Source organism: Limimaricola soesokkakensis (genome assembly GCF_900172345.1).
Classification (GTDB): Bacteria; Pseudomonadota; Alphaproteobacteria; order Rhodobacterales; family Rhodobacteraceae; genus Limimaricola; species Limimaricola soesokkakensis.
The window spans coordinates 334,846-356,646 of record NZ_FWFY01000002.1; the positions used below are offsets into that span (position 1 = coordinate 334,846).

The 21,801-nt window shown below is 68.0% G+C and carries 22 protein-coding genes; 17 read left to right on the plus strand and 5 right to left on the minus strand.

Annotated features, from left to right (window positions below):
* Positions 1-22: 22 nt before the first annotated feature.
* The 4 genes from LOS8367_RS04370 to LOS8367_RS04385 all read left to right on the plus strand — a co-directional run bounded on the left by LOS8367_RS04370 (position 23) and on the right by LOS8367_RS04385 (position 5,561).
* A complete protein-coding gene (locus LOS8367_RS04370) occupies positions 23-1,888 on the plus strand; it encodes an ABC transporter ATP-binding protein (RefSeq protein WP_085895231.1) in 1,866 nt (621 codons plus the stop codon).
* On the plus strand, positions 1,885-3,717 hold the full coding sequence (locus LOS8367_RS04375; protein ID WP_085895232.1) for an ABC transporter ATP-binding protein: 1,833 nt from the start codon (positions 1,885-1,887) through the stop codon (positions 3,715-3,717). The genes LOS8367_RS04370 and LOS8367_RS04375 overlap by 4 nt, the downstream gene beginning before the upstream one ends.
* Before the next feature lie 11 nt (positions 3,718-3,728).
* Complete coding sequence (locus tag LOS8367_RS04380) at positions 3,729-4,979, plus strand: class I SAM-dependent RNA methyltransferase (protein ID WP_085895233.1); 1,251 nt, start codon at positions 3,729-3,731, stop codon at positions 4,977-4,979.
* Positions 4,980-5,066: 87 nt separating this feature from the next.
* On the plus strand, positions 5,067-5,561 hold the full coding sequence (locus LOS8367_RS04385) for a L,D-transpeptidase family protein (RefSeq protein ID WP_207569216.1): 495 nt from the start codon (positions 5,067-5,069) through the stop codon (positions 5,559-5,561).
* 73 nt (positions 5,562-5,634) lie between these two features.
* Here the strand turns inward: LOS8367_RS04385 and dalA are convergent, their stop codons facing one another.
* Positions 5,635-6,144 (minus strand): divisome-associated lipoprotein DalA, encoded by a 510-nt coding sequence (gene dalA, locus LOS8367_RS04390; RefSeq protein WP_085895234.1) that lies wholly within the window; start codon positions 6,142-6,144, stop codon positions 5,635-5,637.
* 164 nt (positions 6,145-6,308) lie between these two features.
* On the opposite strand from dalA, the gene LOS8367_RS04395 reads away from it, so the two are divergent.
* Positions 6,309-6,908 carry a L,D-transpeptidase gene (locus LOS8367_RS04395; RefSeq protein WP_085895236.1) on the plus strand — a complete coding sequence of 200 codons (600 nt, stop codon included), beginning with the start codon at positions 6,309-6,311 and terminating at the stop codon, positions 6,906-6,908.
* 53 nt (positions 6,909-6,961) lie between these two features.
* On the opposite strand, the gene hemH is transcribed toward LOS8367_RS04395, so the two are convergent.
* Entirely contained in the window at positions 6,962-8,011 is a 1,050-nt protein-coding gene (gene hemH / locus LOS8367_RS04400; RefSeq protein ID WP_085895237.1) for a ferrochelatase, read from the minus strand.
* A 117-nt stretch (positions 8,012-8,128) separates the two neighbouring features.
* The gene (locus tag LOS8367_RS04405) at positions 8,129-8,956 is read right to left on the minus strand and encodes a methyltransferase domain-containing protein (protein WP_085895467.1); all 828 of its coding nucleotides are present in this window, start codon (positions 8,954-8,956) and stop codon (positions 8,129-8,131) included.
* Positions 8,957-8,984: 28 nt separating this feature from the next.
* Between LOS8367_RS04405 and LOS8367_RS04410 the strand changes: the two genes are divergently transcribed.
* From LOS8367_RS04410 to LOS8367_RS04425, 4 genes are read left to right on the plus strand one after another with little or no spacing between them, the layout of a single operon-like run.
* Complete coding sequence (locus LOS8367_RS04410) at positions 8,985-9,695, plus strand: ComF family protein (RefSeq protein WP_085895238.1); 711 nt, start codon at positions 8,985-8,987, stop codon at positions 9,693-9,695.
* A 36-nt stretch (positions 9,696-9,731) separates the two neighbouring features.
* Complete coding sequence (gene grxC / locus LOS8367_RS04415; RefSeq protein WP_085895239.1) at positions 9,732-10,001, plus strand: glutaredoxin 3; 270 nt, start codon at positions 9,732-9,734, stop codon at positions 9,999-10,001.
* A complete protein-coding gene (locus tag LOS8367_RS04420) occupies positions 9,998-10,834 on the plus strand; it encodes a carbon-nitrogen hydrolase family protein (RefSeq protein ID WP_085895240.1) in 837 nt (278 codons plus the stop codon). The genes grxC and LOS8367_RS04420 overlap by 4 nt, the downstream gene beginning before the upstream one ends.
* Positions 10,831-11,274, plus strand: coding sequence for a MarR family winged helix-turn-helix transcriptional regulator (locus tag LOS8367_RS04425; protein WP_085895241.1), 444 nt, complete (start codon positions 10,831-10,833; stop codon positions 11,272-11,274). The genes LOS8367_RS04420 and LOS8367_RS04425 overlap by 4 nt, the downstream gene beginning before the upstream one ends.
* Here LOS8367_RS04425 and ubiG read toward each other — a convergent pair.
* Positions 11,271-12,038, minus strand: a complete 768-nt coding sequence (ubiG, locus tag LOS8367_RS04430; protein ID WP_085895242.1) for a bifunctional 2-polyprenyl-6-hydroxyphenol methylase/3-demethylubiquinol 3-O-methyltransferase UbiG — start codon at positions 12,036-12,038, stop codon at positions 11,271-11,273. The two genes, LOS8367_RS04425 and ubiG, sit on opposite strands and share 4 nt — an antisense overlap.
* Before the next feature lie 63 nt (positions 12,039-12,101).
* On the opposite strand from ubiG, the gene pip reads away from it, so the two are divergent.
* The 5 genes from pip to LOS8367_RS04455 all read left to right on the plus strand — a co-directional run bounded on the left by pip (position 12,102) and on the right by LOS8367_RS04455 (position 18,615).
* Positions 12,102-13,094 (plus strand): prolyl aminopeptidase, encoded by a 993-nt coding sequence (pip, locus tag LOS8367_RS04435; RefSeq protein WP_085895244.1) that lies wholly within the window; start codon positions 12,102-12,104, stop codon positions 13,092-13,094.
* 128 nt (positions 13,095-13,222) lie between these two features.
* The gene (locus tag LOS8367_RS04440) at positions 13,223-14,215 is read left to right on the plus strand and encodes an ABC transporter permease (RefSeq protein ID WP_085895246.1); all 993 of its coding nucleotides are present in this window, start codon (positions 13,223-13,225) and stop codon (positions 14,213-14,215) included.
* A complete protein-coding gene (locus LOS8367_RS04445; protein WP_085895247.1) occupies positions 14,212-15,384 on the plus strand; it encodes an ABC transporter permease in 1,173 nt (390 codons plus the stop codon). The genes LOS8367_RS04440 and LOS8367_RS04445 overlap by 4 nt, the downstream gene beginning before the upstream one ends.
* Positions 15,381-17,024: an ABC transporter ATP-binding protein gene (locus LOS8367_RS04450; protein WP_085895248.1), complete on the plus strand. Its 1,644-nt coding sequence runs from the start codon at positions 15,381-15,383 to the stop codon at positions 17,022-17,024. Before LOS8367_RS04445 ends, LOS8367_RS04450 begins: the two co-directional genes overlap by 4 nt.
* 46 nt (positions 17,025-17,070) lie before the next feature.
* Entirely contained in the window at positions 17,071-18,615 is a 1,545-nt protein-coding gene (locus LOS8367_RS04455; RefSeq protein WP_085895249.1) for an ABC transporter substrate-binding protein, read from the plus strand.
* A gap of 264 nt (positions 18,616-18,879) precedes the next feature.
* Here LOS8367_RS04455 and LOS8367_RS04460 read toward each other — a convergent pair whose 3' ends face one another.
* Entirely contained in the window at positions 18,880-19,512 is a 633-nt protein-coding gene (locus tag LOS8367_RS04460) for a hypothetical protein (protein ID WP_085895250.1), read from the minus strand.
* A 350-nt stretch (positions 19,513-19,862) separates the two neighbouring features.
* Between LOS8367_RS04460 and dps the strand changes: the two genes are divergently transcribed.
* The 3 genes from dps to LOS8367_RS04475 all read left to right on the plus strand — a co-directional run bounded on the left by dps (position 19,863) and on the right by LOS8367_RS04475 (position 21,708).
* On the plus strand, positions 19,863-20,336 hold the full coding sequence (dps, locus tag LOS8367_RS04465) for a DNA starvation/stationary phase protection protein Dps (RefSeq protein ID WP_085895252.1): 474 nt from the start codon (positions 19,863-19,865) through the stop codon (positions 20,334-20,336).
* A 228-nt stretch (positions 20,337-20,564) separates the two neighbouring features.
* Positions 20,565-21,059 (plus strand): DUF2165 family protein, encoded by a 495-nt coding sequence (locus LOS8367_RS04470; RefSeq protein WP_085895254.1) that lies wholly within the window; start codon positions 20,565-20,567, stop codon positions 21,057-21,059.
* Between the two features lie 31 nt (positions 21,060-21,090).
* Entirely contained in the window at positions 21,091-21,708 is a 618-nt protein-coding gene (locus LOS8367_RS04475; protein ID WP_085895255.1) for a glutathione S-transferase family protein, read from the plus strand.
* Positions 21,709-21,801: the final 93 nt, after the last annotated feature.

The window sequence follows — 21,801 nt, forward strand, 5'->3', positions numbered from 1 at the left end:
TGACACGTATTCGAGACATCCCATGTTCCGCTTCTTCGAAAACCTCGTGGACCCCTATGGGGAATACGAGCAGACCGACCGTCCGCCATCGCGGCTCTGGCCCTTCCTGAAGGAGTATGCGCGGCCCTTTGCGCGGGTGTTCTGGGTCACCGGCCTGCTGTCGGTAGTGGTGGCCGTGGTCGAGATCTGGCTGATCGCCTATATGGGCCGCCTCGTGGACCTCTTGGGCCGGGCCACCCCCGAGACGGTATTGGCGCGGCACGGGGTCGAACTGCTTCTGGTGGCCGGTTTCATCCTGATCCTGCGCCCGGCCTTCCAGGCGGCGCATGTGCTGCTTCTCAACAACGCGATCCTGCCCAATTTCGGCACCACCGTGCGCTGGCGGGCGCATCGCCACGTGCTGCGCCAGTCGGTGGGCTGGTTCGAGAACGATTTCGCGGGCCGCATCGCCAACCGGATCATGCAGACGCCGCCCGCCGCCGGCGAGGTGGTGTTCCAGATCTTCGATGCGATCACCTTCGCGCTCGCCTACATTGTCGGCGCCGCCGTGCTTCTGGGCGAGGCGGACCCGATGCTGCTGCTGCCGCTGCTGGTCTGGTTCGGACTTTATGCCGCGCTGATGCGCTGGACCGTAAAGCGGATCGGACCGGCCTCGGAGGCCTCGTCCAACGCGCGCAGCGCCGTGACGGGCCGCGTCGTCGACACCTATACCAACATCCATTCGGTCAAGATGTTCGCGCATCACGACCGCGAACTGGACGGCGCGAAATCGGTGATCGAGCAGGCCCGTGCCACCTTTCAGCGCGAGATGCGGCTGTTCACGATCATGGACGTGGCGCTGTCGGTGCTGAATGGCCTGCTGATCGTCGGCGTGGTCGGCTGGGGGCTCTATCTGTGGATCTCCGGCGCGGCCAGCGTCGGCGTGGTCGCCGCCGCCACGGCGCTGTGCCTGCGGCTCAACGCGATGACCGGCTGGATCATGTGGGCGGTGACCAACTTCTTCCAGAACCTTGGCGTCATCGCCGAGGGCATGCGCACCATCGCCCAGCCGATCACGCTGACCGACGACGATCGCGCCGGGCAGCTGAGCATCAGCCGCGGCGACATCGCGCTCAAAGATCTTAACCACCGCTACGGCCGCGACGCGGGCGGGGTGGGGCCCTTGGATCTCACCATCCCGGCGGGACAGAAGATCGGGCTGGTCGGTGCCTCCGGCGCCGGCAAGTCGACGCTGGTGAAGCTGCTCTTGCGCTTCTACGACCCCGAGGCGGGTCGGATCGAGATCGACGGGCAGGACATCACCCGGGTGACGCAGGACAGCCTGCGCTCCGCCATCGGCATGGTGCAGCAGGACAGCGCGCTGCTGCACCGGAGCGTACGCGAGAACATCCTCTATGGCCGCCCCGACGCGACCGAGGCCGAGATGATCGCTGCCGCGCGGCAGGCCGAGGCGCATGACTTCATCCTCGATCTCGTCGATGGCGAGGGACGGCAGGGCTACGACGCGCAGGTCGGCGAGCGCGGCGTCAAGCTTTCGGGCGGTCAGCGGCAGCGCATCGCGCTGGCGCGGGTGATCCTCAAGGACGCGCCGATCCTCGTGCTCGATGAGGCGACCTCGGCGCTCGATTCCGAGGTCGAGGCGGCGATCCAAGAGACGCTTTACCATATGATGGAGGGCAAGACCGTGATCGCGATCGCGCACCGGCTCTCGACCATCGCCCGGATGGACCGGGTATTGGTGATGGAGGAGGGCCGGATCGCCGAGGACGGCACCCATGAGGAACTGTTGGCGCGGGGGGGCATCTATGCCCGGTTCTGGAAGCGCCAATCGGGTGGCTTCCTCGGCATGGACTCCGACGACAAGCCATCCACGGAGGCCGCCGAATGATCGATGTCTCGCGTCTGATCGCGCCGTTCCGCCCCGCCGATGGCCCGCCCCCAGCGACACTGTGGCGGTTCCTGCGCTGGGCGCTGTCCGGCAGCTTCGCGGTGACCGGCCTCAGCGCCGTGGTGTCGATGTCGGCGGGCGTGCTCGAGGTGCTGTCGGCGCTGATCCTCGGCTGGGTGATCGACGCGGCGCTGGCCGCGGAGCCGGACGGCTTCTTCGCGGGCAACATGGGTCTGCTGCTGGGGGTCGCCGCGTTCTTCGTGCTGCTGCGCCCGGTCGTCATGGGGCTGTCCGGCCTGATGCAGAGCGTGGTGCTGCAGCCCTCGATTTACACGCTGGTGCTGTCGCGGCTGCACCGGCACACGCTGGGACAGGCGGTCAGCTTCTTCGACAACGATTTCGCGGGCCGGATCGCGCAAAAGCAGATGCAGGCGGCCCGCGCCACGACCGAGCTGACCGTCGACACGATCCAGACCGTGTTCTTCGCGCTGGCCTCGCTGGTCGGTTCGGTGCTGCTGCTGCTGACCATCGACGGCCTGACGGCGGGGCTGCTGACGCTCTGGCTTCTGGGCTACATCGCTCTGATCCGGGTCTACATGCCGAAGATCCGCGCTAGTTCGACCGCCCGCGCCTCGGCCCGCGCCATGGTGACCGGGCAGGTCGTCGACACCATCACCAACATCAAGACTGTGAAGCTGTTCGGCCATTCCGAGCACGAGGACCGCGCCGCGCTCGGTGCGATGCACGAGTATCGCGAGCGGGCGCTGGGCTTCGGCGTGGTATCGGCGGGGTTCCGGTTCTGGCTGATGGCGCTGGCCGGCGTGCTGCCGGTGATCGTCACCGGTGCGACGCTGGTGTTCTGGGCCAATGGCGGCGCGAGTGCCGGTGACATCGCGGCGGCGGGGGCGATCTCGCTGCGGCTGGCGCAGATGACCGGCTGGGTCAGCTTCACGCTGATGGGCATGTATTCCAACCTCGGCGAGGTCGAGGACGCGATCCACACGCTCTCGCCCGCGCATGGGCTGACCGACCGGGACGGCGCGTGCGAGTTGGAGGTGCGCGAGGGCAGCGTCGACTTCGATGGCGTGAGTTTCACCTATGGTGGCGGCGCGGGCGGATTGCGCGGCATCGACCTGCACATCGCGCCGGGCGAAAAGATCGGCATCGTCGGCGCCTCGGGGGCGGGCAAATCGACCCTCGTGGCGGCGCTCTTGCGGCTCTATGACGTGGAACAGGGCCGCATCAGCATCGACGGGCAGGATATCAGCGCGGTGACGCAGGAAAGCCTGCGCCGGCAGATCGGCATGGTCACGCAGGATACCGCGATGTTCAATCGCTCGGCCCGCGACAACATCCGCTACGGCTATCCCGATGCGCCGCAGCAGGCGGTCGAGACGGCGGCGGCGCGGGCCGAGGCGCATGGCTTCATCGCCGATCTCGCCGACCTCAAGGGGCGGCGCGGCTACGACGCGCATCTGGGCGAGCGCGGGGTGAAACTGTCGGGCGGCCAGCGCCAGCGCATCGCCATCGCCCGCGCCATGCTCAAGGACGCGCCGATCCTCGTGCTGGACGAAGCGACCTCGGCGCTGGATTCGGAGGTCGAGGCGCAGATCCAGACAGCGCTCGAACAGGCGATGCAGGGTAAGACCGTGATCGCCATCGCGCACAGGCTTTCGACCATTGCGCGCATGGACCGGATCGTGGTCATGGAGGGCGGCCGCATCGTCGAGGAGGGCACGCATGAAGCGCTGCTCGCCCAAGACGGGGTCTATGCCCGCTACTGGGCCCGCCAATCGGGCGGGTTCCTCGGGCAGGAGGCCGCTGAGTAAAAGAGGACGCCATGACCGAGACCCTGCCGCCGAAGACCCCGCAGCCCGATCCCGCGCCCCGGGGCGAGGTGATGATCGAGGCGGTGACGCATCATGGCATGGGGCGGACGGCGGATGGCACGCTGGTGCCGCGCGTACTGCCCGGCGAGTTGGTGACGCTGGCCGCCGACGGCCCGAAGATCGTGACCCCCTCGCCCGAGCGCGTCGCGCCGCCCTGTCGGCATTTCAAGTCCTGCGGCGGCTGCGCGATGCAGCACGCCTCGGACGGCTTCGTGGCATCGTGGAAGGCCGAGATCGTGCGCACCGCCCTGCGCGCCCAGGGGATCGAGGGCGAAATCGCCGCCGTGCTCACCTCGCCGCCCGACAGCCGGCGCCGGGCGCGGCTGGCCGGGCGGCGCACCAAGAAGGGCGCCTTGGTAGGCTTCCATGCCCGGGCCTCTGACACGGTGATCGAGGTGCCCGGCTGCCGGCTAATGCTGCCGCAGCTGACCGGGCTGATCCCGGCGCTGGAGCGCATCGCCGCGCTCGCCGCCTCGCGCAAGGGCGAGGCCGGGCTCACCGTGACCGACAGCGAGGCCGGGCCCGACCTGCATATCGACACCGACAAGCCGCTGACCGAGGAGCTGCGCATCGCGCTGCCCGAGATTGCGCGCGAGGCCGGGCTGGCGCGGCTCGTCTGGGCCGACGAGATCGTGGCCGAGCTGGAGCCGCCGGTGCAGCGCATGGGCCGGGCTCGGGTGGTGCCGCCGCCCGGTGCCTTCCTTCAGGCCACCGCCCATGGCGAGGCGGCGCTCCTTGAGGCGGTGCGGGAGGCCGTGGCCGGGGCGCCGCGTATCGTCGATCTCTTTGCCGGTTGCGGCACCTTCTCGCTGCCGCTGGCCGAAACCTCCGAGATCCACGCCGTCGAGGGCGAGGCGGCGATGCTGGCCGCGCTCGACCGGGGCTGGCGCGGCGTGCCCGGTCTCAAGCGGGTCACCACGGAGACGCGCGACCTGTTCCGCAGGCCCCTGCTGCCGGACGAGCTGGCGCGATTCGATGCCGCCGTGATCGATCCGCCGCGCGCCGGGGCACAGGCGCAGGTGGCGCAGCTTTCCGCCTCGCAAATCAATGTGATCGCGATGGTGTCCTGCAGCCCGGCGAGCTTTGCGCGCGATGCGAAAGCCCTGATCGACAACGGGTTCGAGATGGGGCCGGTCACCGTGGTCGATCAGTTCCGCTGGTCGCCGCATGTGGAGTTGGCGACACGATTCACGCGACGCTAAGGATGTCGCCCCAAGCTGCCCCCTAGGCGCGGATTTCCGAATCCGGTAATTTCGATCAAACGGCATCAGACCGGGACAGTGGGCAGCATGACCATCGACAGACGCAAGATCCTCCTCGCCGCGCCGGCGCTTCTCGCGGCATGCTCGGGCCGCAAGGTACTGAGCTATGACGGACCGCAAGTGACCTCGATCATGGCCTTCAAGTCGCAGCGCAGGCTCTACCTCATGCATGGCAACAAGGCGCTGAAGGCCTATCCGTTTCAGCTCGGTTTCGCGCCGGTGGGCCACAAGCAGTTCGAGGGCGATGGCAAGACGCCGGAGGGCGCCTATATCATCGACCGCCGCAATCCCAACAGTGCCTATCACCTGTCGGTCGGGATCTCCTATCCGAACGACCATGATCGTGCCTTCGCCGAGGCGCATGGCAAGAGCCCGGGCGGCGAGATCTTCATCCACGGCACGCCGCGGGCCTTCGAGTCCAAGCAGGACTGGACCGCTGGTTGCATCGCGGTGATGAACAACGAGGTCGAGGAGATCTATTCGATGGTCGGCGACTATACGCCGGTCTTCGTCAAGGCCTGAGCCGAAAGCGGCATCTTCGAAATGCCAAGGGGCGCCGCAGCGCCCCTTTTTCATGCCTAGTCCTTGACCCGGGTCAGGCCGCGAGCACCAGGGTCCACCAGATCTTGCCCGCCGGTTCCTGGAACCAGGCGAGGCCCATCCGCGTCGCCGCGGGGTCGAGGATCACGTCGCGCGTGGCGGGCTCCTCCATCCAAGCGGCAAGGGTCTCGAGCTCGGTCTCGTAGGTCTCGGAGATCGCCTCGCCCACGAGCCGCCCCGAAAAGCCGACGCGGCGCAGCCGGTCGACCGGCGAGGAGCCGTCCGAGCCGAAATGCCAAGGCCGGTTCTGGACGCTCATGTCGCGCGAATGCGTCGCGGCGGCGGCGTTGAGCTGCGCGTCGAGCGTCAACTGCGACAGCCCGCGCGCCCGGCGCAGCGTGTTGACGCCGTCGAGCATCCGGTAGGGGATCTGCGCCTCGTCCTCGGGCTTGATCCTGTAGACCTGCGGCAGCGGCAGCCCGTCCGGGCCGATCCGGCCCGAGGGCGCGGCGCAGGCCGAAAGGCCGGTAAGGAGAAGACCGAGAATCAGCTCGCGTCGCTGCATGCGTCACCTGTGAGATCGAGAACAGGCGCCTGATTAGCGGCGTTGGAGCGACAGATCAAACGAGATCGGCGGTGCCCCGCCACCCTGACGTTTGCGTGAATTGCACCTCACGGGATCGCGATCTACGAAAATCCGGTGACGTCACCCCCTGTCTGGAGATTCGCATGGGTAACGACCCCAAAGCGTTGAACCGCCGCGGCTTCATCGCCGCAACCGCCGCTCTGGGCGCGACCGCGCTGGCCAGCCCCGCGCTCGCCCTGTCGGGCTCGACCGAGATCGAAGGCGACATCTCGTCCTCCGTGAGCCGCAACGTCTCGAGCTTCCGCTCGCTCGACTGGCGGCCCTACTTCTCCGACCTGCGCAACGGCGCGATCCTCGCCGATACCCAGAGCCGGGCCGTGCATTTCTGGAGCGAGGACGAGAGCGTCTACCGGCTCTATCCGAGCTCGGTGCCGCTGACGCCCGATCTCACACGCCTCGGCCGCACCGAGATCATCAAGAAGGTCGAAGGCCCGGATTGGCGGCCGACGCCCGAGATGCGCCAGCGCAACCCCGAATGGCCCGAATACATTCCCGCCGGTCCCGACAGCCCGCTGGGGACCCATGCGATGTGGCTGACCTGGCAGTATTACCGCATCCACGGCACCCACGACACGCGCAAGATCGGTCGCCGATCCTCGAATGGCTGCATCGGTCTCTACAACGAGCACATCGCCGAGCTGTTCTCGCTGTCGAAGATCGGCACGCAGGTCATGCTGATCTGAAATCGCGCCGCAGCGCATGCAGGAAGGGGGCCGCACGGGCCCCCTTTTTCGTGTTAGATCCAGCCCGAGAGGTTCTCGCGGATCACCCGCTCCAGCATGTCGATATGTTCGGGATGCTCGTTCAGGCAGGAGATATAGGTGAAGCTTTCGCCGCCCGCATGCTCGAAGCTCTCGCGGATTTCCTCGTTGATCTCTTCGAGCGTCTCGATGCAGTCGGCCGAGAAGGCCGGGGCGCAGATCGAGATCTTCCGCACGCCCTCGTCTTTGGCGAGCCGCGCCACCTCCTCGACCGTGTAGGGCTTGAGCCATTCCTCGCGGCCGAAGACCGACTGGAAGGTGGTCACGACGCGCGTGTCCTCCCAGCCCAGCGCGTCGCGCAGCAGCCGCGTCGTCTTCTGGCACTGGCAATGATAGGGGTCGCCCTCCAGCAGGTAGCGCTTGGGCAGGCCATGATAGGAGCAGACCAGCACCTCGGGGCGGCTCTCGGGCGTGGGATGCGCGCGGCGCACCGAGTTGGCCAGCGCCTCGATATAATCGGGCCGGTCAAAATAGGGGTCCACCACCCGCGCGGTGGGCTGCCACTTCTCCTTGGAGAGAGCCTTGAAAAAAGCGTCGTTGGCGGTGGCGGAGGTGGCACCGGCATATTGCGGGTAGAGCGGGAAGAACAGGATCTTGCGGCAGCCGTTCTCGACCATGCGACGCACCACCGACTTGGTCGAGGGATTGCCGTAGCGCATGCAGAACTCGACCTGCACCGCGTCGCCATGCTCCGCCTCGAAGCGGGCGCGCAGCGCGTCGGTCTGAGCGCGGGTGATGGTCCGGAGCGGGCTCTCGTTCAGCTCTTCGTTCCAGATCGACTTGTAGGCGGCACCGGATTTCTGCGGCCGCTTCGACAGGATGATGCCTTGCAGGATCGGCTGCCAGATCAACGGGTTGGTGTCGACGACACGGCGGTCGGAGAGGAACTCGGACAGGTAACGCCGCATCGAGCGGTAATCGGTGCCGTCAGGGGTTCCGAGATTGGCGACGAGGATGCCGACGCGGGATTTCGGCAACGCCGGGTGATCGGCGGGGGCATGGGTTGGTCGGGTCGCGTCGAGCATCGTCTGTCCTCGGGGCTGCGGCGTTAATGAGTGTTTTCAAAGCAAGGTAGCGGAAATGCGGTCCCGACAAGCTGCCGGCAGGTTCCGCCGCAGGGATCGGGCCCCGCGGCCATCGGGTCAATCGGCGCTTTCGTCGCGGGCGCGCCGCAGCGCCTCTTCGAGGCTATGCGTCGCCGAGCCGCGGCGCAACGGCTGCGGCTGGTCCGCCGCCGGAGCCCAGCCCGTCAGGGTGATCACCTCGAAACGTGCGCCGACCCGGCCGTCGGGGCGCATGTTGCTTTCGGCATAGAGCCGCGCCGCCTCGGCCATCACGGCGCGGCGGGTGGGACGGCGCAGGCGGCCCGCCATGGCGTTGGTCTCGCCCATCGCCCGCAGGTCGCGCATCAAGTGGAATGGCGTTTCGTAGCTGACGTCGAAGGGCGTGCCATCGGCCACCGGCAGCGCCAGCCCGGCGCGTTGCAGCAGCGCGCCGAGATCGCGGATCTCGCCCATCGGCGCGACCCGGGGCGACAGCCCGCCGGTGACGGCGGTCTCGGCGGCGGTGAGCGCCGCGCGCAGTTCCGCCAGCGTCTCGCCGCCGAACAGCGTCGCGATCAGGAGCCCGTCGGGGCGCAGCGCCCGGGCGCACTGGATTAGCTGGCCGATCGGGTCCTCGGCCCAGTGCAGCGCCAGCGCGTGGATCACAAGGTCATGCGTACCGGGAGCGAGCTCGAGGATCTCGGCATCGGGGACGATCTTCGCCTCCGGCAGCCGCCGCGCCCAGAGGTCGGGCCAAGGCGTCACCACGGCCGGGTCGGTAAAGCTGCGGTTAACCTCGGCGATCCTATCCTCGACGTCGTCGGCCACCGCCTCCTGCAGGAACAGGGCCGGCGCGCGGGCGGCGCGGGCGCGGCGAAGCGCGAGGGCGGGGCGATCGAACAAGGCGGGGCGCTGGGTCTGTGACATCCGCCGCAGATAGGGGGGCGGCACCGGAATGCAAAGCGTGTTGAGGGCGATCTACCCCCCGGTCTGCATGGGTTGCGGCGAAATGACCGAGGCGGATCACGGGCTTTGCGGGGCCTGCTGGCGCGACACGCCGTTCCTTGGCGGCGCGCTCTGCGATCTTTGCGCGAGACCGCTGCCGGGCGAGACGGAGCCGGGGCTGCGCTGCGATTCCTGCCTTGTTGCCCCGCCGCCATGGCGCGCGGGGCGGGCCGTGCTGCGCTACCGCGATGGCGGGCGGCGGCTGGCGCTGGCGCTCAAGCATGGCGACCGCACCGATCTGGCGCGGCCACTGGGGCGCTGGATGGCACGGGCGGCGGCGGATCTGGCGCGGCCCGGCATGCTGTTGGTGCCGGTGCCGCTGCACCGCGGCCGGCTCTGGCAGCGCCGCTACAACCAGTCGGCGCTGCTGGCCGCGCGCATCGCGCGGGAATTGCGGCTCGATCATTGCCCCGATGCGCTGTGGCGGCGCCGCGCGACCGACAGCCTGTCCGGCGATGCAGAGGCCCGCCGCGCAACGCTCGACGGGGCCATCGTGCCGCATCCGCGCCGCGGCACGCGGCTGGCGGGGCGCGAGGTTCTGATCGCCGACGACGTGCTGACCTCCGGCGCCACCCTCGCGGCCTGCGCCACCGCGGCCCGCGCCGCGGGGGCGAAAGAGATCTGCGTGATCGCACTGGCCCGCGCCGCTCCGGATGCCTAGATCATGGGAAACCTCTTTGTTTTCCGGAGAACCCGAATGGCCGAGACGACCCCACAGATCGAGATCTACACCTCGCCCACCTGCGGCTACTGCCACGCCGCCAAGCGCCTGCTGGCTCAGAAGGGCGTCAGCTATACCGAGATCAACGTGGTGGCCCAGCCCGAGCGCCGCGCCGAGATGGTGCAGCGTGCCAATGGCGGCCGCACCGTGCCGCAGATCTTCATCGGCGGCACCCATGTCGGCGGCTATGATGACATGGCGCTTCTCGACCGTCGCGGCGGGCTCGACCCGATGTTGGGCAAGTGACCCGCGCCGCGCTCTTGCAGTTCACCGCCTCGGATGATCCGGCGCAGAACGTCCAGACGTTGCGCGGGATGGTCCGGGAGGCGGTGGCGCAGGGCGCGGAGCTCGTCTGCACGCCCGAGGTCTCCAATTGCGTTTCGGCCAGCCGGGCGCGGCAACTCGAGGTGCTGCGGCACGAGGCCGAGGATCCGATGCTCGCGGCGATGCGCGACGAGGCGGCGGGGGCGGGCATCTGGCTGTCGCTCGGCTCGATCGCGGTGAAGACCGGGGACGCGGACGGGCGCTTTGCCAACCGCTCGCTGCTGATCGGGCCTGATGGCGGCGTCCATGCCCGCTACGACAAGATCCACATGTTCGATGTCGAGGTCAGCGAAACCGAGACCTACCGCGAATCCGCCGGATACCGCCCCGGCGATCGCGCCGTACTGGCCGAGACACCGTTGGGCAGGCTCGGGCTCAGCATCTGCTACGATGTGCGGTTTCCGCATCTCTACCGGGCGCTGGCGCAGGCCGGGGCCGAGATCCTGCTGGTGCCCAGCGCCTTTTCCCCGGTCACCGGCGCCGCGCATTGGGAGACGCTGCTGCGGGCCCGCGCCATCGAGACCGGCTGCTACGTGCTGGCGGCGGCGCAGACCGGGCGACACGCCGCGACCGAAGGCCGGGTCCGGGAGACATGGGGCCACAGCCTCGCGGTCGATCCCTGGGGCGCGGTGATCGCCGATGCCGGCACGGCAGCCGGTATCTGCATCGTTGATCTGGACATGGCCGAAGTGGCACAAGCGAGACGGCGGGTGCCCTCGCTCGCGCATGACCGCACCTATGAAGGACCCGCATGAGCCAGCCCCTCGACAACCTCGCCATCACGCTGTTCAGCGAGATCCTGGCCGTCGACCAGCTGGCGCGCAACACCATGTCGAAGGTGCTGCCCAAGGGCATGGAGCTGTCGCATTTCTCGGTGCTGAACCACCTTGCCTTCTCGGGGTCCGAGCGCAGCCCGGCGCAGCTCGCCAAGACCTTTCACCTGACGCGCGGGGCGATGACCAACACGCTGGGCAAGCTCGAATGGGCGGGCTGGGTGCATATCCGCCCCGACTGGGACGATGCGCGCCGCAAGATGGTGGCGATCAGCCCCGCCGGGCTCGAGGCGCGCAACGCCGCCGTCGCCGCGATCACACCGATCGTCTCGGACGTGGTCGAACGGGTTGGCGCCGAGCGTGCCCGCGCCGCGCTGCCGGTGCTGCGCGAACTCAGGCTGAGGCTCTCGGACGTGGATTAGAGCGTGACGCGCTCGGGCCGCAGGCTCGCGGTGACGTAGTTGACCGAAAGATCACGCTCCGAGAGCGACCAGCTCCAAGAGATCGGGTTGAACACCATGCCCTTGCGGTCCACCGGCGTCAGCCCGGCGCGCCTGAGCAGGTCGTAGAGCTCGTCCGGGGTGATGAACTTCTTCCAGTCATGCGTGCCCTTGGGCAGCCAGCGCATCACCCATTCCGCGCCGAGGATCGCCATGCCGAAGCTCTTGGCATTGCGGTTCAGGGTCGAGCAGATGTGCAGGCCCCCGGGCTCGAGCAGATCGTGGCAGGCGCTGAGGTAGTCGATCGGCGAGGCGACATGCTCGACCACCTCCATGTTGAGCACCGCGTCGAAGCGCTCGCCCGCCTCGGCCATCGCCTCGGCGGTGGTGTGGCGGTAGTCGATCTCGAGCCCCGACTGCTCGGCATGGAGCCGTGCCACGGGGATGTTGCGTTCCGCCGCGTCGGCGCCCACCACCGTCGCGCCCAGCCGCGCCATCGGTTCGCACAACAGCCCGCCGCCGCAGCCGATATCGAGAATGCGCAGACCCTCGAACGGCCGTTTCGCCGAAAGATCGCGGTCGAACTGTGCCGCGATCTGGTCGGTGATATAGCCCAGCCGGCATGGATTGAGCATGTGCAGCGGCTTGAACTTACCGTTCTCGTCCCACCATTCGGCGGCCATCGCCTCGAACTTGGCGACCTCCTGCGCATCGACGGTGGAGCGGGCGGGATCGGTCTGCGGCATGTTTCGGTCCTTCTTCGTCGCGGGCGGGTGACGGCATGATGCTTGTGCCTATATAGGTCGGGCATGGACAAGGTCTCAGGTCACCGGCGCGCCATCGCGCATCTTCATCCCCCCGTCGAGCCCTTCGACCAGCGCATGGTCGATGTCGGCGACGGGCACCGGATCTATGTCGAGCAATGCGGCAACCCGGACGGCAAGCCGGTCGTGGTGCTGCATGGCGGCCCGGGCGGCGGCTGCTCGCCCGCGATGCGGCGCTATTTCGACGCCTCGGCCTGGCGGGTGATCCTGTTCGACCAGCGCGGCTGCGGCCGCTCGCGCCCGCATGCCAGCGTCGAGGCCAACACGACCTGGCATCTCGTCTCCGACATGGAGCATATCCGCGAGATGCTCGGGATCGAGCGCTGGGTGCTGTTCGGCGGCTCATGGGGCGCGACGCTGGCGCTGATTTACGCGCAGACCCATCCCGAACGGGCCGCGGCGCTGATCCTGCGCGGCGTGTTCCTGATGACCGAGCCCGAGTTGCAGTGGTTCTATGGCGGCGGCGCCGGGCAGTTTTGGCCCGAGCTGTGGCAGCGCTTCACCGCGCCGATCCCGGAGGCCGAGCATGACGACCTGATCGGCGCCTATCACCGGCGGCTGTTCTCGGGCGATGCGGGTTGCGAGCTTCGTCATGCCCGGAGCTGGGCCTCGTGGGAGAACGCCCTGGCCTCGATCGACAATGACGGGCCCCTGGGCGACGGTCCCGCCGAATACGCCCGCGCCTTTGCCCGGCTGGAGAACCACTACTTCCAGAATCGCGGCTTTCTGGCGCCGGGACAGGGCATCCTCGAACGAATGGACCGGATCGCGCAGATCCCCGGGCTGATCGTGCAGGGCCGCTACGACATGATCTGCCCGCCCGCCGGGGCGCACAGCCTCGTCGCGCGCTGGCCCGCCGCGACCCTCAGGATGATCCCGCGCGCCGGTCACGCGCTGTCCGAGCCGGGTATCTCGGCCGAGCTGGTGCGCGCCACCGACGCGCTGGGCCGGGGTAATGACGGGCCGATCTTCGGCTAGGCGACGTTGGGTAATCTTCACAAGGCTTTACAGATTCCGAGGCATCGCTAACCTGACCGCAATCAAGAAGGGTGCGGAACCGCACCGCAGCGACCCGCATCCCGGGTCACAGGGGAGAGCACGGCAGTTTGGGGAGCGTGATCCGTATCGTCCTGCAGCGTCTGGCGCTGGGCTTGGTGACGCTGCTCATCGTCTCGGCGGTGATCTTCGGCGCGGTGAACCTGCTCCCCGGCGATTTCGCGCAGGCTGTGCTCGGCCAGTCCGCGACGCCCGAGGCAGTCGCCGCGATCCGCACCCAACTCGGTCTCGATCAGCCGTTGCCGGTCCGCTACGCGCAATGGCTCTGGGACGCAGCGCGCGGTGATCTCGGCGTCAGCTTCGCGCAGGCGAATTTCGCGAGCTTCACGGGCCGGGTCGACCCTTCGGCCACGGTGCTGGCGCAGATCGGGCCGCGTTTCGCCAACACCATGTTCCTCGCGGGCGTGACGGCGGCGATCGCGGTGCCGCTGGCGGTGGGCCTCGGCATCCTCGCGGCGCTGTGGCGCGACACCGCGTTCGACAAGGGCGCCAACATCGCGACGCTGTCCTCGATATCCAGCCCCGAATTCTTCGTGGCCTACATCCTGATCCTGCTGTTCGCGGTGGTGAACCCGGTACTGCCGTCGCTGTCGAACATCTTTCCCGGCATGAGCTTCGGCGAAAGGCTGGAAAAGACCCTGCTGCCGGCCCTGACCCTGACGCTGGTGGTCACCGCGCACATGATGCGGATGACCCGCGCCGCGATCCTCAACCTGATGGCGCAGCCCTATATCGAGATGGCCCGGCTAAAGGGGATGCGGCCGCTGCGGGTGATCTGGCGCCACGCGCTGCCGAACGCGCTGGCGCCGATCGTCAACGTGGTGGCGCTCAACCTCGCCTATCTCGTCACCGGCGTGGTCGTGGTCGAGGTGGTCTTCGTCTATCCCGGCATCGGCCAGCTCTTTGTCGACAGCGTGAAGCTGCGCGACATCCCGGTGGTGCAGGCCTGCTGCCTGATCTTCGCCGCCGCCTACATCCTGCTGAATCTCACCGCCGACATCCTGTCGATCATCTCGAACCCGCGTCTGAGGCACCCGAAATGAGTCTCTGGATCTGGCTCCTCGGCGCGTTGGCCGCCATCGCGGCGCTGGCTTGGCTCGGTCTTTGGGCAGCGCGCAGGCTCAGCGGCAACGCGCCGCGCTACCGCGACATGTCCTATGGCGTGGCCTTCGGTTACGCGCTGGCGCTCGCCGCCATCGCGGCTGGAGTCTGGCTGTGGATGAAGCCGGGCGCGGTGTATTTCCGCTGGGCGGTGATGGGCTTTGCCGTCTGCGCGGTCGCGGCCTTCCTGTTCCGTCTCGCCGGGCGCCATCTCGGCCCCGAGAGGCTGAAGCGGCAGTTCCGCAAGATGCCGCTGACGGCGGCCTTCGGCATCCTCGTGATCCTGATCTACGCCTTCGTCGCGATCTTCGCGGCCTGGATCGCCCCGCACGGGCAGGAGGCGGTGCTGGGCGCGGCCAACGTGGTGCCGGGCGGCGATCCGGCGATGGGCGGCGACCCGGCCTTTCCGCTCGGCACCGACCGGATCGGCCGCGACATCCTCTCGCGGCTGATCTACGGGGCGCAGAACACCGTGGGTCTTGCCTTCGCGACGACGCTGCTGGCCTTCTTTCTCGGCGGCTCGCTTGGGCTTCTGGCCGCTGTCGTCGGCGGCTGGCTCGACCAGGTGCTGAGCCGGGGCGTCGACGTGCTGATGGCGATCCCGTCGCTGATCTTCGCGCTCTTGCTGCTCACCATCGCCTCGGTCTGGGCCGATGGCGCGCGCGGGCTGCTCACCTTCTACATGGTGCTGATCATCGCGGTGATCGACAGCACGCGGGTGTTCCGCCTCGCGCGCTCGGTCGGCATCGGCATCGTGGTGATGGACTACGTCGAGGCCGCGAAGCTCAGGGGCGAGGGGATGGGCCATCTCGTGTTCCGCGAGATCCTTCCCAACGCCATGGCGCCGCTTCTGGCCGAGTTCGGACTGCGGTTCTGCTTCGTGTTCCTGACCATCGCCTCGCTGTCCTTCCTCGGGGTCGGCATCCAGCCGCCGCTGGCGGATTGGGGCACCATGGTCCGCGACCTCGCGCAATTCATCAATTTCGCAGCCTTCGCGCCGATGGTGGCGCTTGCGCCGCTGCTGCCGGCGCTGGCCATCGCGATCCTGACGGTGGGGGTGAACTTCGTGGTGGACTGGATGCTGCACCGCGCCTCGGGGCTGAAATCGTGACGCCGCTTCTGGAAATCCGTGACCTGCGGATCGAGGGCCGCTCGGACGAGGAGTGGCACCCGATCATCAACGGCGTCGACCTGACGCTGGGCCGGGGCGAGGTGCTGGGGCTGATCGGCGAATCCGGGGCGGGCAAATCGACGCTGGGCCTCGCCGCGATGGGCTATGTGCGCGACGGGGTGCGGATTTCCGGCGGCTCGGTGATGTTCGACGGCATCGACCTGATGAACGCCTCGACCGAGGAAAAGCGCTCTCTCCTGGGCCGCCGCATCGCCTATGTCGCGCAATCGGCGGCGGCGAGCTTCAATCCCGCCCACAAGCTGATCGACCAGCATGTCGAGGCGCCGGTGCGGCATGGCGTGCAGGATCGGGGCGAAAGCATCGAGGACGCTATCGAGCTTTATCGCAAGCTGCGCCTCCCCAACCCCGAGGAGATCGGCTTCCGCTACCCTCACCAGGTCTCGGGGGGGCAGTTGCAGCGCGCGATGACCGCGATGGCGATGTCCTGCCGTCCCGATCTCATCATCTTCGACGAGCCGACCACCGCGCTCGACGTCACCACCCAGATCGAGGTGCTCGCGGCGATCCGCGACATCGTCGACCAGTTCGGCACCTCGGCGATCTACATCACCCATGACCTCGCGGTGGTGGCGCAGATGGCCGATCGCATCAAAGTGCTGCTCAGGGGCGACGAGGTCGAGACCGCGCCGACGCGCGAAATGCTCGATCACCCGCGCGAGGACTACACCAAGTCGCTCTGGGCGGTGCGCGGCTATCACCGGCCCGAAAAGCCGAAGCCCGGCCCGGAGAGCGTGCCGATTCTCGCGGTCGAGGGGGTGACGGCGGCTTACGGCGAACAGGTCGTGCTGAACGAGGTGAGCTTCGACATCCACCCCGGCCGCACTGTGGCGGTGGTGGGCGAGAGCGGCTCGGGCAAGTCGACGACGGCGCGGGTGATCACCGGGCTGCTGCCGCCAAGGGACGGGGTAGTGCGCTTCGAGGGGGAGGCGCTGCCGCCGAGCTACCGCCAGCGGTCCAAGGACCAACTGCGGCAGATCCAGATGATCTACCAGATGGCCGATACCGCGCTGAACCCGCGCCAGACCATCGCGCAGATCGTCGGACGGCCGGTGCGGTTCTACTCCGGGCTCAAGGGGCGCAAGCTGGCCGCGCGGGTCGATGAACTGCTCGACCAGATCGAGATGGACCCCGCCATCTACCGCGACCGGCTGCCGGGCGAGTTGTCGGGCGGGCAGAAGCAGCGCGTCGGCATCGCCCGCGCGCTCGCCGCCGAGCCGAGGCTAATCATCTGCGACGAGGTAACGAGCGCGCTCGACCAGCTCGTGGCCGAGGGCATCCTCAAGCTCCTCGCCCGGCTGCAGGACGAGCTGGGGCTGAGCTACATGTTCATCACCCACGACCTCGCCACGGTGAAGGCGATCGCCGACGAGGTGGTGGTGATGAAGGAGGGCCAGGTGATCGAGCAGGGCCCCAAGACCGAGATGTTCACGCCGCCGCACCACCCCTACACCGACCTGCTGCTGTCCTCGGTGCCCGAGATGGATCCCGACTGGCTCGACCGGCTCCTGGCCGAACGGGGAGTTGAGGCATTGGGCGAGGCGGCAACTGATAAGATGTAAGCGAATCGGTCCAGCGGGCCGAGAGGGAATCAAGAGGGAGAGACATATGTTGCCACAGATCAGCCGCCGGGGATTGCTCAGGTCCGGGGCCGCCGCGGGCCTTCTGTCGGTTACCGGCCTGCCGCTTCGCGCGCAGTCGCGCGGCGGCACGCTGAGGCTCGGCCTCGCGGGCGCCAACACCTCCGACAGCTGGGACGGGCGCACCCATTCCGACACCTACATGATCGTCACCGCCTATGGCGCGGTGTTCGATTGCCTGACCGAGATCGCCGCCAATGGCGAACTGGTGGGCGAGCTGGCGACCTCGTGGGAATCGACGCCGGATGCGAAGACCTGGACCTTCGACCTGCGCGAGGGCGTGACCTTCCACAACGGCCAGCCCTTTACCGCCGACGACGTGATCGCCTCGCTCAAGCTGCATCTCGACGAGGATGCGAAATCCGCCGCCCGCCCGATCGTCGCGCCGATCACCGAGATGAAGAAGCTCGGCGAGCATCAGGTGCAGTTCACGCTCGAGGCCGGCAATGCCGACTTCCCCTTCCTGATGTCGGACTACCACCTGCTGATGTACCCGCATCAGAACGTCGAAGAGGCGATCGCGCAGGGCATCGGCACCGGTCTCTACAAGGTCGAGAGCTTCGATCCCGGCGTGCGCACGCTGCTGAGCCGCGTCGACGGCCACTACAAGGACGGCAAGGCGGGCTGGTTCGACCAGATCGAGGTGATCGCGATCAATGACGGCTCGGCGCGGATGACGGCGCTGATGACCGGGCAGGTCGACGCGGTGAACAATGTCGAGTTCCAGGTCGAGCCGCTGCTGAAGGCCAACCCGCAGCTCGCGCTCAACGAGGTGACCGGCAACCAGCACTACACCTTCCCGATGCTCACCGACCTGTCGCCGATGGACAACGTCACGGTGCGCCGGGCGCTCAAGCACGCGGTGCGGCGCGAGGAGATGGTCGAGAAGATCCTGATGGGTCACGGCGCGGTCGCCAACGACCACCCGATCGGCCCGGCGAACCAGTACTACCACGCCGATCTGGAGCAGAACGACTACGACCCCGAAAAGTCGAAGGCGCTGCTGAAGGAGGCCGGGCTCGACGGCCTGAGCATCGATCTCTCGGTCTCGGAGGCGGCCTTTGCCGGTGCGATCGACGCGGGGCTTCTCTACCAGGCCTCGGCCCGCGACTGCGGCATCGACATCAATGTCGTGCAGGAGCCGGCCGACGGCTACTGGTCCAACGTCTGGATCAAGAAGCCCTGGTGCGCCTCCTATTGGTCGGGCCGGGTCACCGAGGACTGGATGTTCACGCTGGGCTACGAGACCGGCGCGGCGTGGAACGACACGCATTGGGAGAACGAGCGGTTCCAGACATTGCTGAAGGAGGCGCGCGCCGAGCTCGACAGCGACAAGCGCCGCGACATGTATCACGAGATGCAGGCGCTGTGCTCGAAGGAGGGCGCGACGGCGATCCCGATGTATGCGAACTTCGTCGACGGCTACAACATCAAGCTCGGCCACCCCGAGGTGGTCGGCAACGTGTTCGACCTCGACAGCAACCGCATCTGCGAACGGTGGTGGATGGCCTAAGGCCAGCCGCTCTCCGCGATTTGGCGCGCCGTCCCCCCGGGGACGGCGCATTTTCGTTTGGTCGGTGCGACCCGGCGCGGGCCGTCGGCCCATTCCTAGGGTCGACGGCACCGGTGTTGCGCCCGGTCCGAGACGCTGGCGGGCGGTGCAAAAGCAAAGGACCCGCCGGAATGCCCGGCAGGTCCCGAAGATAGAGGCTCCGTGGCCGCGGCCCGTCTCCGTTGAAGGAGGCGGAACCGCCGGCTTGGGGCTCGGTCGTTGGCCTCAGTCGTCGTTGGCCTCTTCCTCGCGCTCGCGGCGCTCCTCTTCCTCGTCCGCCTCGCGGTCGCGACGCTCCTCTTCGCGCTCGCGGCGTTCCTCGGCCTCGTCTTCCTCGCGGTCGCGCCGGTCCTCTTCTTCCTCTTCCGCGCGCTCGCGGCGCTCTTCCTCTTCTTCCTCTTCGCGCTCGAGGCGCTCCTCTTCTTCTTCCTCTGCGCGCTCGCGGCGCTCTTCTTCTTCCTCTTCGGCGCGTTCGCGACGCTCCTCGGCCTCGTCTTCCTCGATCTCGCGAAGCTCTTCGACCTCGTCGCTGGCCTCGTACTCTTCGGACACCAGCTGGCCGGCGCTGTCGTATTCGCGCTCGACGCGCGAGCCGTCGGCCATCTCGGTCTCTTCTTCGAAGAGCAGCCCGCCATCCTCGCTGTAGACCCGCTCGGTGTAGCCGCTGGGACCGCTGGCCTCGACCTCGATCCGGTCGCCGCTCGGGCGGATGCGGATCTCGCCGTTGAAGCCTTGCTCCACGAGCTCGGCAACCAGGGCGTCCACGACTTCCTGGCTCGGGGCGGCCATCGCGGCCGGCGCCGCGAGGGTGATGCAAGCTGCCGACAGGCCGGCGAGGATGCTCTTGCGGATGATCATGTCTTGTCTCCTCTCTGGGGCGCCCTTCGATCCTGGCGCCCGAACCTTGCCCGGATACGTGGCAAATCGACTGCTGAAAAATACGGCACGGCTTGCCAGGGCCGATCCGGCGGGAACGCGCTCACCCGCGCGCGGACCCGCTGCGGAGTCCCGCCGCCAGCGCTACCTCAGGTTGCGACCGCTTTTGTCGACATGGCGCCAGACGCGATCGCTACCAGTTTCTCGGCCGTCTCGGGGGCGAATCCGGCCCGTTGCCCGTTCTTCAACCGCTCCCGACCGCACAGGAACCGACGCTTCGCCGCGGCGTTGGCTGCCTGACACATGACCTATCGTCACGAACGAGGACCACGATGCCCGAGAATTTCGCCGGAGAACTGACGCAGGACGTCCGCACCCAGATGGTCGATCTGCTCAACAAGAACCTTGCCAACATGCTTGCCCTGACGCTGGCGGTGAAGCAGGCGCATTGGAACCTCAAGGGCCCGGGCTTCATCGGCGTGCACGAGTTGCTCGACGAGGCCGCCGACCGGCTGCGCGAGGGCGCCGATCTGATGGCAGAGCGTGCCGTGATCCTCGGCGGCTTTGCCCGCGGCACCCTCGAGGTCGCGGCCGAGAAGGCGCAGTTGGACGCCTATCCGGTCGAGATCTCCGACATCAAGCAGCATGTCGAGGAGCTGAAGTCGCGCTACATGTTCGTCGGCGGCGAAATTCGCAAGGCGATGGAGGAAGCGGGCGATGCCGGTGACGAGGACACCGCCGACCTGTTCACCGAGGTTAGCCGCACCATCGACAAGGATGCGTGGTTCATCGGCGCCAACGGCTGATCCCGCGCCCCTGCGCCGCATGAACGGCCCGCTCTCCGACCGGAGAGCGGGCCGTTCTCGTTCGACACCCCGGAGAAGGGGGCGGCAATCGGGCCACAGCATGGAGGGCATGGGGGATTTGCAGATGGACAGCGCGGCGGCTTGCCACTTCTAGTCGGTGCTGCTTGCGGTCACGCTCGCCTCTGGCGCGTGGCGGCCATGCTTTCAGACCCGCCCGAAAGGACCCTCATGCCCCTGCGTCTCTCCAAGATCGCGATGCTGCTCGGCCTCGCCTTCTTCGCCTTCCTCGTCACGCTCAACAACATTCTCGATTACGGCTCGAACTTCGCCTTCGTGCAGCATGTGCTGTCGATGGACACCACCTTCGAAGGCAACGCGCTGATGGGCCGCGCGATCACCACCGAATGGATGTGGCACGCGGGCTACTGGCTGATCATCGCGGGCGAGGGGCTCACCGCGCTGCTGCTCGGCTTCGGTGCGATCCGGCTCGCGATGGCGTTGCGGGCGCCGGCGGCCGTTTTCCATGGGGCCAAGGATTGGGCCGTTCTGGGTGCGACCACCGGTTTCCTGGTCTGGTTCGTCGGCTTCATGGCGGTCGGGGCCGAGTGGTTCCTGATGTGGCAATCCGATATCTGGAACGGCCAGCAGCCGGCGTTCCGCTTCTATATCACCATCATGGCGGTGATCATCTTCGTCATGCAGCCCGAACCGGCCGAGCATTGACGGCGGCCGCGCCCGGGCGGAAGCTGTCCGCATGACCGATCTCGAACTCTTTGGCCACCCGGATTCGGGCCATGCCTGCAAGGTGGCGCTGGCGCTGTCCTTGGCCGGGCTTGACTGGCGTCCGGCTTGGGTCGACATCTGGGCGCCGCCGGACAGCCGCCCGGCGGCTTTTCTCGCCGCGAGCTCGGCGGCCGAGGTGCCGGTGCTGATGATCGACGGCGTGGCCCATGCCCAGTCCGGCGCGATCCTGATCGAGATCGCCAGCCGATTCCGGACGCTGGGCGGCGAGAGCGCGGCCGGACTTCGGCGCGGTCGCGAGGTGGTCCTGTGGGAGGCCAACCGCATCGGCATGTGCCTGCCGCAGCTCAAGGAGGCGCGGCGGCTGGGCGGGGCGCACTTCGATCCGGCGGTGATCGACTGGCTCGAGGGGCGTTTCGCGGTCGACCGCGCGCGGTTCGACCGGATGCTGAACGGCGCCGATTTCCTGCACGGCGCGGCGCCGGGGATCGGCGACTGCGCGGTCTGGGGCTACGTGCAGTGGTTGACCGAGGCCGGCGTCTTCCCGAGCCCGGCGATGGCCGGTTGGATCGAGCGGATGCGCGCGCTGCCGGCGGCTCGCGCGCCCGAGGCCTTCTTTCCGGAGGCCTGATCCGGGGGCCCCGGCACGCCACCCTTGCAGACTCGGATCCGTCCCTCTATATCCCCCTCAGAACAGCGGCGCGCCGGCCTCCACAACCGGCGC